General features: G+C 62.5%; 15 protein-coding genes. 8 read left to right on the top strand and 7 right to left on the bottom strand.

Translation table 11 applies throughout. The features are described 5' to 3' along the window. Nucleotides 1–70: 70 nt before the first annotated feature. Entirely contained in the window at nt 71–1,903 is a 1,833-nt protein-coding gene (locus ACFQ6H_RS17255; RefSeq protein ID WP_378647576.1) for an APC family permease, read from the top strand. A gap of 8 nt (nt 1,904–1,911) precedes the next feature. Here the strand turns inward: ACFQ6H_RS17255 and ACFQ6H_RS17250 are convergent, their stop codons facing one another. Further along, a complete protein-coding gene (locus ACFQ6H_RS17250) occupies nt 1,912–2,985 on the bottom strand; it encodes a VIT1/CCC1 family protein (protein WP_378647489.1) in 1,074 nt (357 codons plus the stop codon). A 24-nt stretch (nt 2,986–3,009) separates the two neighbouring features. Next, entirely contained in the window at nt 3,010–3,855 is an 846-nt protein-coding gene (locus ACFQ6H_RS17245) for an alpha/beta hydrolase (protein ID WP_378647487.1), read from the bottom strand. A 191-nt stretch (nt 3,856–4,046) separates the two neighbouring features. Between ACFQ6H_RS17245 and ACFQ6H_RS17240 the strand changes: the two genes are divergently transcribed. Beyond that, on the top strand, nt 4,047–4,688 hold the full coding sequence (locus ACFQ6H_RS17240) for a DUF4232 domain-containing protein (RefSeq protein ID WP_378647483.1): 642 nt from the start codon (nt 4,047–4,049) through the stop codon (nt 4,686–4,688). A 1-nt stretch (nt 4,689) separates the two neighbouring features. Here the strand turns inward: ACFQ6H_RS17240 and ACFQ6H_RS17235 are convergent, their stop codons facing one another. From ACFQ6H_RS17235 to ACFQ6H_RS17225, 3 genes are read right to left on the bottom strand one after another with little or no spacing between them, the layout of a single operon-like run. After that, nucleotides 4,690–5,748, bottom strand: coding sequence for an ABC transporter permease (locus ACFQ6H_RS17235; RefSeq protein ID WP_378647481.1), 1,059 nt, complete (start codon nt 5,746–5,748; stop codon nt 4,690–4,692). After that, nucleotides 5,745–6,614, bottom strand: a complete 870-nt coding sequence (locus ACFQ6H_RS17230) for an ABC transporter ATP-binding protein (RefSeq protein ID WP_378647479.1) — start codon at nt 6,612–6,614, stop codon at nt 5,745–5,747. The genes ACFQ6H_RS17235 and ACFQ6H_RS17230 overlap by 4 nt, the downstream gene beginning before the upstream one ends. Then, entirely contained in the window at nt 6,611–7,027 is a 417-nt protein-coding gene (locus tag ACFQ6H_RS17225) for a GntR family transcriptional regulator (protein WP_007729675.1), read from the bottom strand. Before ACFQ6H_RS17225 ends, ACFQ6H_RS17230 begins: the two co-directional genes overlap by 4 nt. A 308-nt stretch (nt 7,028–7,335) precedes the next feature. Between ACFQ6H_RS17225 and ACFQ6H_RS17220 the strand changes: the two genes are divergently transcribed. Genes ACFQ6H_RS17220 through ACFQ6H_RS17205 form a run of 4 tightly spaced genes read left to right on the top strand, consistent with a single transcriptional unit; the run spans nt 7,336 to nt 11,444 of the window. Further along, nucleotides 7,336–8,295 (top strand): ABC transporter substrate-binding protein, encoded by a 960-nt coding sequence (locus ACFQ6H_RS17220; RefSeq protein WP_378531120.1) that lies wholly within the window; start codon nt 7,336–7,338, stop codon nt 8,293–8,295. A gap of 7 nt (nt 8,296–8,302) precedes the next feature. Beyond that, nucleotides 8,303–9,337, top strand: coding sequence for a FecCD family ABC transporter permease (locus tag ACFQ6H_RS17215; RefSeq protein ID WP_378531118.1), 1,035 nt, complete (start codon nt 8,303–8,305; stop codon nt 9,335–9,337). Continuing rightward, a complete protein-coding gene (locus ACFQ6H_RS17210) occupies nt 9,334–10,122 on the top strand; it encodes an ABC transporter ATP-binding protein (RefSeq protein ID WP_378647477.1) in 789 nt (262 codons plus the stop codon). The genes ACFQ6H_RS17215 and ACFQ6H_RS17210 overlap by 4 nt, the downstream gene beginning before the upstream one ends. Further along, on the top strand, nt 10,122–11,444 hold the full coding sequence (locus tag ACFQ6H_RS17205; protein WP_378647475.1) for a bifunctional adenosylcobinamide kinase/adenosylcobinamide-phosphate guanylyltransferase: 1,323 nt from the start codon (nt 10,122–10,124) through the stop codon (nt 11,442–11,444). The genes ACFQ6H_RS17210 and ACFQ6H_RS17205 overlap by 1 nt, the downstream gene beginning before the upstream one ends. Nucleotides 11,445–11,446: 2 nt before the next feature. Here the strand turns inward: ACFQ6H_RS17205 and ACFQ6H_RS17200 are convergent, their stop codons facing one another. Both ACFQ6H_RS17200 and ACFQ6H_RS17195 read right to left on the bottom strand, forming a co-directional pair. Beyond that, nucleotides 11,447–12,232, bottom strand: a complete 786-nt coding sequence (locus tag ACFQ6H_RS17200; protein WP_378647473.1) for an IclR family transcriptional regulator — start codon at nt 12,230–12,232, stop codon at nt 11,447–11,449. Next, a complete protein-coding gene (locus ACFQ6H_RS17195) occupies nt 12,229–13,767 on the bottom strand; it encodes an APC family permease (RefSeq protein ID WP_378647471.1) in 1,539 nt (512 codons plus the stop codon). The genes ACFQ6H_RS17200 and ACFQ6H_RS17195 overlap by 4 nt, the downstream gene beginning before the upstream one ends. Before the next feature lie 348 nt (nt 13,768–14,115). On the opposite strand from ACFQ6H_RS17195, the gene ACFQ6H_RS17190 reads away from it, so the two are divergent. Together ACFQ6H_RS17190 and ACFQ6H_RS17185 are read left to right on the top strand one after the other, a co-directional pair. Next, the gene (locus ACFQ6H_RS17190) at nt 14,116–14,706 is read left to right on the top strand and encodes a MauE/DoxX family redox-associated membrane protein (protein ID WP_378647469.1); all 591 of its coding nucleotides are present in this window, start codon (nt 14,116–14,118) and stop codon (nt 14,704–14,706) included. A gap of 43 nt (nt 14,707–14,749) precedes the next feature. After that, nucleotides 14,750–15,358: a redoxin domain-containing protein gene (locus tag ACFQ6H_RS17185; protein WP_378647467.1), complete on the top strand. Its 609-nt coding sequence runs from the start codon at nt 14,750–14,752 to the stop codon at nt 15,356–15,358. The last annotated feature ends 62 nt before the right edge of the window (nt 15,359–15,420 follow it).

The following is a 15,420-nucleotide window of genomic DNA, read 5'->3' as shown; positions in this document are numbered from 1 at the left end:
GCGTCAAGGCATCGTCAAGATCGGTCTCAGCTCAACGGGGAGTATCGATACTGACTCGGTGAGACATGCAGTGATACTCGGACACCGTGGAGTCATATCATCGACGACCCGCCCGGCCCGTGGGCCAGAGAATCAGAAGCTCTCCGTCGCAACCGGACTGGCGGGGCTTTCGCTCGACGCGATGGCCTCGGTGTCGTACGGGCCAGAAGCCATCGTGTTGGTGTTGGCCCTCGCCGGCGGCGCAGGGATCGGGTTCACCGTGCCGGTGACGATCGCCATCGCCGTGCTGCTTGTGGTCCTGGTGGCGTCGTATCGCCAGGTGATCGCCGCATTTCCCGAAGGCGGCGGCGCCTACGCCGTCGCAAAGAAGCATCTGAGCCCGCGCGCCAGTTTGACCGCTGCCGCATCGTTGATCGTCGACTACACCCTCAACGTCGCGGTGTCGATCGCAGCCGGTGTCGCGGCTCTGACATCGGCCTTCCCCGCACTTCTTCCCTACACGGTCTGGATTGCGCTGGCGATTCTGGGCGGAATCACGGCATTGAATCTGCGGGGCATCGCAGATTCCGCGCGAGTGTTCATGCTTCCCACCGTGATCTTTGTCGTCAGTATCTTCACTGTGATCGGCGCCGGACTGCTACGGGAGAACCCTGCCGCCGCCCCGGCTCCCTTCCTCGCCGACAACGCACACACGATCGGCATCCTCCTTCTGCTCAAAGCATTTTCGAGTGGTTGCGCCGCATTGACCGGGGTCGAAGCGATCGCCAATGCGGTACCCAGTTTCAAGAAGCCTCGCGTGCGTAGCGCTCAGCGTGCCGAAGTTGCTTTGGGAATTCTGTTGGGCACCATGCTGATCGGACTCGCTGTGTTGATCGAGAAGTTCTCGCTGGCCCCGGTCCCTGGAACAACAGTCCTGTCGCAGCTCACTTCTGCTGCCCTCGGAAATGGTGTGGGCTACTACGTCGTCCAATTCGCCACAGTGATTCTGCTGGCGTTGGCCGCCAACACCTCGTACGGCGGACTCCCCAATCTGATGCGAATCCTCGCCGACGACAACGTGCTCCCACACCGCTTCAGCCGAAAGTCGACGCGCGACGTCTTCACGTACGGCGTCTTGTCGCTCGGCGGCGTCGGCGCTCTCCTGCTAGTCGGATCGGGCGGAAACATGAACACCTTGGTGCCGCTGTTCGCCATCGGTGTGTTCATCGGATTCACGCTCGCGCAGTTCGGCATGGTGCGCCACTGGCTCACTGAACGGACACCTGGCTGGGAATGGCGATTGGCGCTCAACGGTTTCGGCGCTTTGTTGACCTCGATCGCAGCAGTGGTGACCACTGCCATGAAGTTCACCGAGGGAGCCTGGCTGATCGCTCTCGCCCTCCCTGCGCTCGTCCTCGGTATGGAACGCATCCGGGGCGCATACACGCATATCGGTACACGGCTGACCGTTCAGAGTGAGAGCGATTCTCCGTCAATCGGATACAAACCAGCGGTGCTCGTGCCCGTATCCGAAGTTACGTCACTCTCCACCCGCGCGATGGCCGCAGCAACAGCGATGTCTTCGCAGCCCATCGCAATTCGAGTCTGCCTTGCCCACGAATCGACGGCGGACTTCACCCGCCGATGGCAAGCCCGACATCCGAATTCGCGTTTGATCGTCATCGAGGACACCGAGAATTCGGTGGGGAACACTCTCGCTCGATACGTCCGTACGCACTTCCCCCACCGAGAAACATTTGTTGTCGTCGCCACCATCGACCCGGCGACCAGATGGCACCGGTTCCTCCCGAGTCAACGGACCGATGAGATCGCTCATGCACTGCGCAAACACACCGAGGCCGTGGTGTGCCAAATTCCGGTCCGGATCGATCCGGCTCACCGTGATCCCGCCCTACGCGCGTGACCCGTCACTCAGAGCGAAGTCCCGAACAACATGCCGAGCAGATACGTCGCGCCGGCAGCGCCGTAGCCGATCGCAAGTTGGCGTAGGGCCCGCTTGAACGGCGGTCCGCCCGACAGCAACCCGACCACAACGCCGGTGGTCAGCAACGCGATACCCACGAGAACGGACGCGACGATCAGGGCTGTCATGCCTTCCAGGCCGAACAGATACGGCAGCACCGGAATGACTGCGCCCGAGGCGAAGAAGCAGAAACTTGCCGCCGCTGCACCCAACCCGGTGCCGACGGCTTCATGGTCGTCGACAACGTCAGCGGCGCCGAAGGTGCTGTTCGCGAGGACCTCGGCGGCGCGCTGGTCCGCTTCCTCGGCGGACATGCCGCGGGCCCGGTAGACCAGGGCCAATTCGTTCGCGTCGACGTCGAGCAGGCCGACAGCTTCGCTGGCCGCGGGACCAGGATTGGACGCTTCCAACAACTCTCGCTGAGAGCGGACTGAAACGTACTCGCCGGCGCCCATCGACAGGGCACCGGCCAGAAGCCCGGCCATGCCGGTGATCAGAACGATCTGGTTGGAGACGCCGCTACCGCTGATGCCGAGTACGAGAGCGAGATTGCTGACCAGGCCGTCGTTGGCCCCGAAAACGGCGGCACGAAATGTCCCCGAAAGTCTGTTGCGGCCCCGGGTGGCCAAGGCCCGCACCACTTCTTCGTGGATCTTCTCGTCCGCGCCCATCGATGCGGTCGCGTCGGCGTCGTTCGGATAGGGGGATCGTGTCTCCGCGCGCTGGGCAAGAGCGAGCACGAAGACAGAGCCGAAGCGTCTGGCCAGAAAGCCCAGTATCCGAGTGCGGATATCACCGCGAAGTGGTTTGCCGACGTGATCGCCGAGTAGCGCTCGCCAGTGCGCCTCGTGTCGACCCTCCGCATCGGCCAGGGCGAGAAGGATTTCGCGCTCCTCGCCGCTGCGCCTACCCGCGAGGTCGCGGTAGACGGCGGCCTCGGCTTGTTCGTCGGCGAGGTATCGTCTCCAGCGCTTGACATCTCGCGGGTCTGGATCGGGTCGTGCGGCCGGAACTGTGGACATCGTGTTCCCCTTCCGGTGAGGCGGTCACGCTTCGAGTACGCGGTCCATCCACGTCGTCAGATCATTGATGACGTCGTCGCGGTTGGTCTCGTTGAAGATCTCGTGCCTGGCGCCCGGATAGGTGTAATAGGTGACGTCTTCGATCCCCGCCGAGTTGTACCGTTCGACTGCGACGTCGGTACGGCTCAGCGCGGCGTTGAGAGGATCCGAGGTGCCGACGAAGACCAGGATCGGAAGGTCTTGTCGCACGCCCTCGACGTCGACGAACCTCGGCCCAGCTGCGATAAGTCCGCCCATGCCGGCGTCGTCCAGGCTGAAACCGCACAGTGGATCGTTGATGTACAAATCCACCTGCGCTTCGTCACGGCTGAGCCAGTCGTGCGGAGTACGGGCCGGTTCGAATTCCGCGTTGAACTGGGCGAGAACGTCCGGGCCGTCGTTGACGAGGCTCTCGATCAGTTGATCGACCGCGGTGGTCCCCGACAGTGCGACGGCGTCGATGAGGTGCGAATGATCGAGGATGTACTGCTGCGAAGCGAACGACCCGAGGCTGTGGCTGAGCAGTACGACGGGCAGGCCGGGGTGTTTGTCGCGGATGATGCCCGTGAGGGTCACCATGTCTGCCACCAAGCGGTTCCAGCCGTCGTCGCCGATGTTGCCTGGGCCGGCGTGCATGCTCTCACCGTGGCCGCGGTGGTCAGCCGCGTAGACGTGAAAACCGCGAGCATTCAGGGCTTCGGCAACGTGTGCGTAGCGTTTTGCGTGCTCACCCATACCGTGCGCGAGTTGAACAACCCCTCGAGGTTCCTGATCGGTGAGCCATTCGTGGACATGAATGACCACTCCGTCGTCGCTGGTGAAGGTGAACATGCGCTACTCCCGGTGGTCGCGATCCGGACAGGTCATTTCTCATGCTAGATCCGCAGCGGCAATCCATCCGGGAAGTAGGTCCTGATCACCGGCGAGCCTGATTCGTTTCTGCACATCCGGCTTCAAACTCGGATATACCGGACACGGATGTTCCGGAGCCAGTTGTCGACCAGCCTGAGGAGTACAGAGCGATGAATTCGAACCGCATGCGCAACGTCGGCTTGTTGGCGGCTCCACTCGCTGCTCTCGCCCTTCTCAGCGGTTGCGGCTCGGATGAAACGGGAACGGCCGAGAGTTCACCGGCACCCGCCTCAACGACGACCGCCTCTGCGCCGACGACCCAGCCCGGTACTGCCGCACCCTCGACCACCCATACCGATCACACCCAAACCACAACCTCGACGGCACCCAATCCCGAGGGTTGCGCGATCGGGGAACTGAACGTCACCCTCGGCCAACCGAGCGGCGCCGCTGGTTCGGTGGAGCTTCCGGTGGTCTTCACCAACACCGGCGGCCGCACGTGCACGCTCGACGGTTTCCCCGGCGTCTCGTACGTCACGGGAGCATCTGGAAACGAAGTGGGCGCTGCCGCCGGCCGCTCCGGATCCGGATCACTCGTCCCCCTTGCCCCTGGGTCTGCCGCAACGTCTTTGGTGCGAGCTACGAACGTCGAGAACTACCCGGCAGATCAGTGCGGCGTGACCGACGTTGCGGGACTGAGGGTTTACCCACCCAACAGCTACGACTCGGTCTTCCTCGCCTACCCCACCAAGGGTTGCTCGATGACCGGCGCAAACATCAACCAGCTGACGGTCGCACCGGTCGCCCACTGAGTCACGGCTTGAGGCGTCGTAGGCCCCAGAGCGCCGGCAGGAGGAACAGGCCTGAAAGGATCAGGACGAGTGCAGCTTCCGTGAATTGAAAGCGCCTCACTTGATCGACCGAGTGATACCACGTTTCGTGGTGGTCCACTCCCTGCGCGAGCACACACGCACGATACTCGGCTTCGAGTTGGGCCAAGAAGGCCTTCTGACGAACGTAGAAATCCACGTCACTCTCATCGGATCGCTGATCATGTTCGCTATCGGCCGTATCGGAGGTGCACGCCTGATAGTCGATCTCGACGGGCTTGCCGTTGGCATCGGTGTATCCACTCCGTATTACCCACGCCATCGAGGAATCCATGACGTACGTTGCGTAGAAAGTGTCGTGGTCGATACCTTGTGTCAGCACAGTCGGCTCGGCATAGTGCGGCCGTGCCAGATTCTGAAATCCCACCATCAAACCTGCGACGGCGACCAAGGTGACGGCCACCGCGGCGATGGGTGATCGCACCAGCAGTGATACCGCAGCTCCGGCGACCAATGCCATGAAAGTGTATGCACCCAAGACGATTCCGCTGGAATTGAACAGAGGGAAGAGCATCGAACTCATTCCGTACGACTGGACAGGTCCGACGTTCAGCGCGTAGCTCCAACTCTCGAACCCGACGCGAGCGGCCTCGAGAATGAAACCGAGGATCGCGGCTGCGACAGTCAGCGGAACGCTGACAACAAGGACTCGCATCCAGAACCACCGTGCTCGACTCACCGACTGCGTCAGACCGAGAACATGTGTTTGCTGGTCGATGTCACGGGAGAATACGGTCGCACCCACCAGTGCCCCGAGTAGTACCGGTAAGGCAGCGGCGATCGTGTTCACACCGGTGACGGTGGTATTCGCCCAACAGTCCCAACCGATCCCGACACAGCCGAAGTACGTCCCTCGGCCGTCAGCCCCCAAGGTGCTTCGAGTTCCGATTCCCCCGACAACCGCTGCTATGGCCAACGCCGCGATGAATCCCAATGACACAAGGAGCGATGTCCGGTGGTGCCGCCACGTAACCCAGATCATGCCGCCACCATCGTTTCTGCGCTCAGGTGCCCGAGCACCACGTCGTCGAGAGTTGCGTCGTCGATCACCCAGCCGGCCCGAGGGCTCGGACGGATTCCCTCCACCACATGAGAATTCGACCGCATCCCCTTGTCGGTATGAATGACCGCACCGGCGCCGACCACGTCCGAAGGATCGCCGTCGCCGATCAATACGTAATGGGCAGCGATCAATTCATCCAACGGTCCGGACAATCTCGCGTTTCCACCGCCCAGCAGGAGAAGTCGATCCGAGACATCTGCCAGTTCGGAGACGATGTGTGAAGACAACAGAACTGTGGTGCCGTACTCGGCAACGTCTTCGAGCAGGGTGGTCGCAACGGACCGCCGTGCCACCGGATCAAGATCCGCCAAGGGCTCGTCGAGAAGGAGCAGTTGCGGCCTGCGCCCGAGCGCCAAAGCCAGTGCAACCCTGGTTCGTTGACCTGGTGACAGAGTCTTCGACTTTGCATCGAGAGAAATTCCAGCGCGCTCCACCAGATCCAGAGCGTACTTCGCATCCCACTCGTCGTTGGTGTATGCACCGAATCGAAGGAGTTCTGCAACAGTGAATTTGGGATACAGCGGCTTGTGCTGAGCGAGGTAGGACAGGCCTGGGCAGACGCCGTCCTGATCCGGCGTGCTACCCAGGACCGAGATCGAACCGTGGTCAGGCATCGTCAACCCGACAGCCAAGGACATCAGTGTGGACTTACCAGCGCCGTTCACCCCGACCAAGGCAGTGACGCTTCCTGTCGCGACCTCGAATGTGCAGGCGTCGAGCACCTTCTTCTTACCGAAGCGCTTGTCCACGTCCTGCATCGTCAGTGCCGATTCTTGCGCAGTCATGATGTCTCCCCCTGCTTTCCGGACGGATCCGATTCGATGAACGTCTTCTCGAGTTCCAAACTCACCAGTGCTTCGATGTCCGTGCGCTCGAGTCCAGCGGCCACGGCATCTGCCACCCAGCGGGCCAACTCGCGCCGTAGCGCAGAGCTTTCCGCCATACCGGGCTTGGCCAGGGACTTGACGACGAACGTGCCCAATCCAGGCCGCGGAGCAACAAGTCCGTCGCGCTCGAGTTCCTTGTAGGCCTTCAGGACTGTGTTCGGGTTGATCGCGAGCGCTCCCACGACGTCCTTGGCTGTGGGCAGTCGATCCCCGACTTGAAGATCACCGAGCCTGAGCGCCTGCTTCACCTGAAGGACCAATTGCACGTATGTGGGAATGCCGGATCGGCGGTCGATACGGAAGTCGATCATCCGAACCCTTTCACTAGTTCATTAGTGGAATAGATATTTACCCTGCCTTGACCTCCCGGGTCAAGCCCGACGACCCCTGTAAAGTGCAGATGCCCCGGTTCACCGGGGTGCCACGCTGCTCGTGTGAAGTTCGGTGAAACCCCGGCACTGTCGACGCAACTGTGAATTCGCCCGTCACTACTCGAGGCGAACGAGTCAGGTCACCGGCCTCGTGGCGACACGATGGTTCTCGGACGAAGGACCGCTCGTGGCGCTTCCCCTCGCGGCCGCGCTGCTCGCGACCCTCGTCCACTAGCGGAGGGGTGGCTGTGAGTAGTCGGCCGACACGTAGATTCAGATCCGTACTTGCAGCGCTGACGGTGAGTACCGCACTGCTTGTCGGTGCCTGCAGTAGCTCGACATCCGACGCACCCACAACGACAGCCACCTCGGACGGTTCGTTCCCGGTGACTGTTGTTTCCGGTCCCACGGATTCCGGCACGGACATCACCATCGAGTCACGTCCGCAGTCGATCGTGTCACTCAGTCCCAGCGCCACCGAGACCCTGTGGGCCGTCGGCGCGGGCGACCAGGTGAAGGCCGTCGACAATCAGTCCGACTACCCGGCCGGTATCCCGGTCACCGATCTCTCGGGCTTTCAACCGAACGTCGAAGCCATCCTCGGCTACGCACCGGATCTGGTGATCGCATCGGATGACATGAACGATCTTGTCTCCGGACTGCAAAAGGCGAAGGTGCCGACACTCCTGCTACCGGCAGCCACAAGCATCGACGACGTCTACGCCCAGATCGAGCGCGTCGCGAAGGCCACCGGCCACGAGGACAAGGGCACCGAAGTTGTCGATACCATGCGCTCGGACATCGACGCCGCTGTCGCCAGTGTTCCTGCGCGCCAAAAGCCGCTGACGTACTTCCACGAACTCGACTCCTCGCTCTACACCGTCACGAGTTCGAGCTTCGTCGGGCAGATCTACTCGCTGTTCGGAATGAAGAGCATCGCCGACGCCGCGGGGCAGGGCGACTATCCGCAGCTGTCCGCCGAATTCGTGGTGCAGGCCAATCCCGATCTCATCTTTCTCGCAGACTCCCAATGCTGCGGAGTGACTGCAGAATCTGTCGCCGCTCGGCCCGGGTGGAGCGGCATGAAAGCGGTTACCGGCAACCAGATTCATGTGCTCGATGAAGACCTCTCCAGCCGCTGGGGACCTCGTGTCGCCGATCAGGTGAAGGCCGTCGCGGCCATCGTTGCCCAAGTTCCCGCGGCCTGAGCACTCGATGATCAAAGCCGGTATCTCCCATCATCGGACCGTCGTTCTGCTCGGCGCCGCGCTGATTCTGTGCGCTGCCTTGCTGATCGGTGTTCTGGTGGGGCCGGCCGGTTTGACGCCTGATCGGACCATTCTCGAACTTCTGGACGGAATACCCGGCATCAACATCGATTCCGGTCTCACCGCGACACAGCAGGCGATTCTCTGGCAGATTCGGCTTCCGCGAGTAGTCCTGGGCGCGTTGGTCGGAGCAATGTTGGCCGTGGCCGGCGCCGCCTACCAGGGCGTGTTCCGAAATCCCTTGGCGGATCCGTATCTCCTCGGCGTTTCCAGCGGAGCCGGACTGGGCGCAACCCTCGCCATCGTTTCGGGTGGAGCGCTGGGCATGTTCGGAATCCCCATGGCCGCCTTCGTCGGTGGCGTGCTGGCAGTGTTCGCCACCTATACGCTCGGCCGAAGCATTGGCGGGCCGCAGAACGCGGTAGTCATCATCCTCGCCGGTGTCGCTGTCGCAGCGTTCACGAATGCAGCGCAGACTTTTGTTCAGCAGCGGTTCGACGATTCACTGCGCGAGGTCTACTCCTGGCTACTCGGCGGACTGTCCACCGACGGTTGGTCGGAAGTTCTGGTTGTCCTGCCGTACGTCGCGCTGGCATCAGCCGTCATCCTGGTACACCGACGCGTACTCGACGTGATGGCAGTCGGTGACGTCGAAGCCGCCAGCCTCGGCGTCGATCCCGCCAGATCACGCCTGGTGCTGGTGCTCGCCGCAACACTGGGAACAGCCGCAGTAGTGAGCGCAAGTGGGCTCATCGGCTTTGTCGGAATCGTTGTTCCCCATGCGGTTCGACTGGTCGTCGGCCCGTCGCATCGGCTGCTGCTCCCTCTGTCACTCATGCTGGGTGCGGCGTTTCTCGTCCTCACCGACGTCGCCGCCCGCACGGTCATGGCGCCGGCCGAACTCCCCATCGGGGTTGTGACCGCGATGATCGGCGCTCCGTTCTTCCTTCTGGTTCTGCGCCGCAGTCGGGTTTCGGCATGACCGACAGCGCAGTCCGGTGCCGCGGCCTCCGAGTCAACCTCGGCGGCAAGGACGTCGTCGACGGCATCGATCTCGATGTGACACCCGGTGATTGGGTTGCCGTGGTCGGGCCGAACGGCGCAGGCAAAACGACCTTGATGCACGCCCTCGCTGGATTGATTCCGTCCACCGGTGAACTCTCGGTCGGGGGACTCAGCCCACGCAATTCCAGCCGCAAGGCCACGTCAGCCGTAGTCGCGCTGATGCCGCAACGCCCGGTGGTACCCGAGGGCGCGACGGTCAAGGAACTGGTTGCGCTCGGCCGTACTCCGTATCTACGACGCTTCGGAACCGAAACCGCCACAGACCGTTCGGTGATTTCCTCGGTGATCGAAAGGCTCGACCTCACCGAGTTCGCAGATCGACGAGCCACCGAACTTTCCGGCGGCGAATTGCAGCGCGTGGTCCTGGCTCGGGCGCTGGCTCAAGAACCACAGGTACTGCTACTGGACGAACCCACCAGCGCCCTCGACATCGGTCACCAGCAGCAGGTTCTCGACTTGGTGGAGGAACTGCGTGAAGCCGACAACATCACGGTCATCGCCGCGATGCACGACCTCACTCTCGCGGGTCAGTACGGTCGACGAATCGTGCTGCTGGACAAGGGCAGCGTCGTTGCCGACGGCACACCCTCAGCGGTGCTGGAGGCAGACCTCCTCGGCCGCGTGTATGGCGCCCGGGTCGAAATCCTGGACCGGCCCAGCGGTCCCATAGTTGTTCCGATTCGGCAGGAAGGCACCCGCTGATGGAATTGGTGATGCTCGGCACCGGTGCTGCCGACGGTTGGCCGAACCCGTTCTGTACCTGCGCTTCCTGCCTGGCGGCATTGTCGAATGGCACCGTTCGCGGACACACCGCCGCCTTGCTGGACAACCGAATCCTGTTGGACTGTGGGCCGGAAGTACCGCGTGCCGCGTCGCGATTCGGTCGCACATTGGCACACGTCGAACACATTCTGCTGACGCACTCTCACCCCGACCATCTGGGCCCGATGGCGTTGCTGTTCCGATCCTGGGCCTCTCGCGCCGAACCGCTACAGGTTCTCGGACCACCCGACGCGCTCGATCTCTGCCGAGACTGGGTGGGTCCGGGCGATCCGGTGACCTTCACGCCGCTCGAGGCCGGTCAGTCGATCATGTTGGGCACCTATCAGGTTCGCACACTCGAAGCCGCGCACGAAGTACCCACCCTTCTCTACGACATCACCGACGCATCCGGATCTCGAATCTTCTGGGCCACCGACACCGGGCCTCTGCCCGAATCAGCTTTCGATGCCCTTGCCGACGCGCGTTTCGACGCCGTCTTCCTCGAAGAGACCTTCGGCTACAAGACCGACCACGGCACCGGGCACCACGATCTGCCGAGTTTCGCGGAGACGGTGTCGCGACTACGAAACTGCGACGCGATCACCGATCGAACCGATGTGGTCGCCGTACACCTCGGGCACCACAACCCAGTCGAAAACGAACTCGCGGAGGCACTTCGCGTGCCCGGGGCGCGAGCGGTTCCGGATGGAACTGCGCTCGCGATCGGGGTAGGGCAGAGCCATCGAACTCTCGTCACCGGTGGCGCCCGCTCGGGCAAGTCCACTTACGCGGAGGGCCTGCTTGCCGGCTACCCGCACGTCACGTACATCGCCACCGGGGATCCGCAGGACGACGATCCCGACTGGATCGAACGAATTGCGTCGCATCGCGCGCGGAGGCCGTCGACGTGGACGACGGTAGAGACCTCCGAGGTGGCCGAAATTCTTTCAGGCGCAACAACACCGATCCTGATCGACTGCCTCGGCACGTGGTTGACCGCGCGTCTGGACCGACATCAGGCATGGACCACAGAAGATCTCAGCGGCGTCCACGCAGATATCGACGTCTTGGCCGACGCCTGGGCCGCCTGTCCGGTGCCGCTTGTCGCCGTCACCAACGAAGTCGGAAGCGGTGTGGTCCCGGACACGAAGTCCGGGAGGTTGTTCCGTGATCTGCTCGGTCTGCTGAACAGCCGCGTCGCCGCTGCATCCGAGTCAGTGATTCTGATGACCGCCGGACTCCCCCAGCACCTGCGCGGGTGACGTCAGAGCAATCCGGTGAGCTGGCGCGCACAATCGAATAGAAAGCCGACCAACTCTCGATCGCCTTCAGTCACTCGTCCGCTCGCTCCCTGGACGCACAACCCGCCGGCCACCTGGTCCGCATGATCCCGAACGGGCACCGCCAAGGCCGATCGACCCAGGCGACACTCCTGATCCTCGAACGCAAATCCCTGCCGGCGAACAGACCTCAGCTGTTCAGACAAAATATCGAAGTCACCGATCGTGAACTCCGTGACCCGGCGTAGGTCCAAGCCCGGCAGCAACCGCTCGTCATGCGCCAACAGCACCTTCCCCAGCGCATTCGCGTGAAGGTTCTTCGGCAGTGCCGCTATTCCGATGATCTCGTGGTCCGGATCCTTGTCGACGAACCTCAAGCGCCCACCGGCGAATGACGCGACGTGCAGTCCGAACCTCGTGTGTGTCCGCATGTCTTCGACGCGCTCGTGCAGGGTCGGCGCCGGACCGCTCGCCGACGCTGCATGTGAGAGCTCGGCAGTTCGACGCCCCAGCGCAAACCCGGACAGGTCTGGCACCCGCACCAGAAAGCCCTCGGCTACCAGCAGATTGAGCATTCGATACGCCGTAGCAGAAGGGACGCCTGCAAACGTGGCGATCTCCTTCGCAGTCGTTCCCGGCCCCAAGTGAGCTACAGCCTCGAGCATCCCGAGTGCCTTCTGAACCGCACGCGGTTGTTGCCCGCTGAAGTGAGTCTCTTCGCCGATCCTTTTGCCTGATCGCGGACCAGCGGTTGCACGGTCCGCGGTCACCACCCATGCTCCGGCGAGTTACCTTCAGCGGTATCGCGATCCGGGACAAGTCGTCTTCGCCCGTCACCGTCGATCAGTAGTGTGCCGGCACCGGGCAACAGGTCTGCCGTTTCGACGCTGTCGAAGGCGCCCACCATCAGAAGGCTTTCAGGTCTGGCTCTACGGAGCAAGGCGCTCCACACGGTCCCCGACGCAGCGACAACAAGAGCTGCGATCGGCAGGGCCCACATCCCGTGTACCGCACCGTCGAGCACGATGTAGACCAGCAGACCAGCGCCGGCAGCGCTCACGGACACGGTGCATATCCGGGTCAGTGACGTGTGTTCGCCGATTCGGCGCAAGAACTTCCACGAAGCAAAGGCCACCAGGGTGTAAGCGCAGACCAACGCTGTCTCGACTACCCCGTCGAAGGATCCGGAGTCGTCGCGAACCGTATCGGAGTAGACGAATACTCCCACCGCGCTTGCCGCGACGAACGCAAGTACCGCGACGTACGGGGTACGAAATCGTCGGTGCACAAGGGCAAGCGGCGACGGCAGTACCCGTTCGATCCCCATCGAGTACAGCAACCGCGAGCCCGCCTGCGCACAACCGACGGTCGACGCGAACCAGGAACACGTCATTCCGATCTTGACCGCCAGAACCACTTCCTCGCTGGCTCCGGATGCCGTTCCTTCGAAGTACGCTCCGACGATCGTTGCGCCGTGACCGGTCATCGCCGCCCAGGCCGCAAAAACGAAGAGAACTCCGCAGATGATCGGCGAAATGAGGACCGTGCGCGTGACGCTGATGAGTGGTCGTTTTGCTTCCGGACCGAAGAAGGCCGAACTCTCGAAGCCCGCCATGCTCAGTACGGTCAGCATGGCGAGAAACGGCACAGCGCTCAGCGACGGGTTCGGCAGGGCAACAGCAGTTGTCGCGCTGGTGTGCGTCGCCAGCATGACCACGACTATCAGAATCAGCGAGCAAGCCTCGACAACGAGGATCGCTCGGGTGGCGAACCGAACGCCTCGCACTGCAATCCACGCGACGGCAAGGGCAATCGCCACCGTCGTGATGACCGTCGCGGCAGTCCCTCGCACGTCGAGTCCGATAAGGGCGACGGTATCCAGCAGACTCGGAACCGCCTGGGAGAAAACCGATACCGAGATTCCGAGGTAGCCGAGCACCAAGGCGGCACCCGCCGTCAGTGTCGCCCGGATACCGGAGCCCTGAAAGACGAAGCTGTACAACGATCCTGCTGCGGCCAGTCTCCGCGTGAACTGAGTGATGCAGAACGCAACGAGAAACACGGCCGAAGTGGTCGCTGCGATCGCAGCCAACCCGACGTAGCCGGGACTGTAAGTGATCATCCACAGGGCGATGAACACCATCCCGGTTGCCGGCGCGATCGTGGAGAGCGATTGTCCCAACAGGTCGATCGGGGTCAGACGTCCCCGTCCGAGACCGCGGAGCGGGGAGAACACGGGCTCACTGTGTTGATCCGCATTCTGCGCTCGCGCGATCGCTGCACGCAGTGCCGCACTCACGGCCATGTCTCACCGTCCGTCGCGTCCGGGCCCGAACCTACGAGCGAATTGTCAGAATTCGGTCAAGTTAGTCCGCTTATGTTTCGGCGCAGTTTCCACGATGGCGCGCACAGAACTTTCAAGTGAGAATCCGACTTTGTTTGCCACCCAGCATCGTGCGGGATTAATAGGGGCCCGTGGTGTCCCAAGCCTACGAGCCGCGCTTCCACCTGCTAGTTCTCCACTTCTCACACGAAAACTGCTCTCTCAGTTGCACCTCGTCCAGGCGTATCGCGGTCGACGCGGGTTCGCAGCACTGCCCGTACAGGATGTGTCCCACACACCACCGGCCCTGCCGAACAGAACGGAGGAAGCATGGACTTCGTCAGCGCCACCACTGCGGCGATCATCGGATTTGTACTACTGCTCGCCGGCATTCCCAAGCTGAACGACCACGACGGGGTACTCAGTTCGGTGCGCGGTTATAAAGTGCTGCCGGCGCGGCTCGAAGTTCCGATCGCTCGCGCCCTCCCCGTCGCCGAGTCCGTCGTGGGTGCCCTGCTGGTTCTCGGCGTTGTCCATCGACTCGCAGCTGTGGCCGCTGCCGTGATGTTCGCGTCGTTCTTCACGGGTCTCACGATCAATCTCCTACGCGGTCGACGCGATCTGGACTGCGGTTGTTTTGCATTCGGTGTCGGCAAGATTCCGCATATCGGGTGGTTCCACGCCGTTCGCGCCGGGACACTCGCGGTGATATCCGTGGCCGTGTCGGTCGCCCCCAATCAAGCCGAGATCGGCGTCCAGATCGTGGCGGCAACCTTCGGATTCCTCCTCGTTCTGGCTGGAGTTGCTCTCGCACAGATTCGTTCGGTCGTCCATCTAGGGCGACGCCCGGTCGACGACTACCTGTCGAGTGCCTCCATCCGACTCCGCACTGCCGAAACCGCATCCCGGTACGGCTCGTGAACCACACCCACAGCCCCGAAAACTCGAAGGCAGGACTACTACGATGACCACTTTCCTACTCGTCGCGACCGTGATCCTGGTGATCGCCGTAGCCGTACTCTTCTTGATGGTTCTTGCCCTGGCTCGTGAAATCGGCCGCGTACAAGTACGTCTCGGACCGCTCGGCGCCCGCATGATGGATACCGGGCCCAAGGTCGAACAAGTCGGCCCGTCGTTTGCCGGTCTGATCGACCAGGAGGGACGAACCGTCGGAGTCGGCGGTCACCGCGACAAGCCGCAACTCCTGCTGTTCACCGCACCGAGCTGCTCGACGTGCAAGAGTCTTCTTCCCGGCGTAAGGGCAATGGCCCGAGCTGAATCCGATCTCGATGTGGTGATCATCTCCGACGGAACACCCGAAGAGCACCGTGAGTTCCTGGCCGGCAGCGGGATCGGTTCCGAGCTCAGCTACATCGACGCCCGAGAGGTCGGCATCGCGTACCAGGTGGGTACAACTCCCTACGGAGTGATTCTCGACGAGCACGGCAAGATCCGAGGAAAGGGCCTGTGCAATCACATGGCTCAAGTGGAGAGCCTGCTCAATGCGCTCGAATCCGGTACCCCCTCACTCCAGCACCTTCATGCCCAGGCGAAATCCGGCAGCGCGGCCTGATCTTCCTGCACAGTTCGATCCTCTTCACGAATCAGGAGAAAATCGTTGGACGACAATGAATT

The sequence above is a fragment of the Rhodococcus sp. NPDC056506 genome (assembly GCF_042794945.1).
Taxonomy (GTDB): domain Bacteria; phylum Actinomycetota; class Actinomycetes; order Mycobacteriales; family Mycobacteriaceae; genus Rhodococcus_F.
The sequence above is the reverse complement of the archived record's forward strand: the minus strand, read 5'-3'. Positions and strand labels throughout refer to the sequence as shown.

Excerpts from the sequence above, each read along its gene's own strand:
- ACFQ6H_RS17250 (WP_378647489.1), bottom strand. The coding sequence starts at position 2,985 with ATGTCCACAGTTCCGGCCGCACGACCCGATCCAGACCCGCGAGATGTC.
- ACFQ6H_RS17245 (WP_378647487.1), bottom strand. The coding sequence starts at position 3,855 with ATGTTCACCTTCACCAGCGACGACGGAGTGGTCATTCATGTCCACGAA.
- ACFQ6H_RS17240 (WP_378647483.1), top strand. The coding sequence starts at position 4,047 with ATGAATTCGAACCGCATGCGCAACGTCGGCTTGTTGGCGGCTCCACTC.
- ACFQ6H_RS17235 (WP_378647481.1), bottom strand. The coding sequence starts at position 5,748 with ATGATCTGGGTTACGTGGCGGCACCACCGGACATCGCTCCTTGTGTCA.
- ACFQ6H_RS17230 (WP_378647479.1), bottom strand. The coding sequence starts at position 6,614 with ATGACTGCGCAAGAATCGGCACTGACGATGCAGGACGTGGACAAGCGC.
- ACFQ6H_RS17225 (WP_007729675.1), bottom strand. The coding sequence starts at position 7,027 with ATGATCGACTTCCGTATCGACCGCCGATCCGGCATTCCCACATACGTG.
- ACFQ6H_RS17215 (WP_378531118.1), top strand. The coding sequence starts at position 8,303 with ATGATCAAAGCCGGTATCTCCCATCATCGGACCGTCGTTCTGCTCGGC.
- ACFQ6H_RS17210 (WP_378647477.1), top strand. The coding sequence starts at position 9,334 with ATGACCGACAGCGCAGTCCGGTGCCGCGGCCTCCGAGTCAACCTCGGC.
- ACFQ6H_RS17205 (WP_378647475.1), top strand. The coding sequence starts at position 10,122 with ATGGAATTGGTGATGCTCGGCACCGGTGCTGCCGACGGTTGGCCGAAC.
- ACFQ6H_RS17195 (WP_378647471.1), bottom strand. The coding sequence starts at position 13,767 with ATGGCCGTGAGTGCGGCACTGCGTGCAGCGATCGCGCGAGCGCAGAAT.
- ACFQ6H_RS17190 (WP_378647469.1), top strand. The coding sequence starts at position 14,116 with ATGGACTTCGTCAGCGCCACCACTGCGGCGATCATCGGATTTGTACTA.
- ACFQ6H_RS17185 (WP_378647467.1), top strand. The coding sequence starts at position 14,750 with ATGACCACTTTCCTACTCGTCGCGACCGTGATCCTGGTGATCGCCGTA.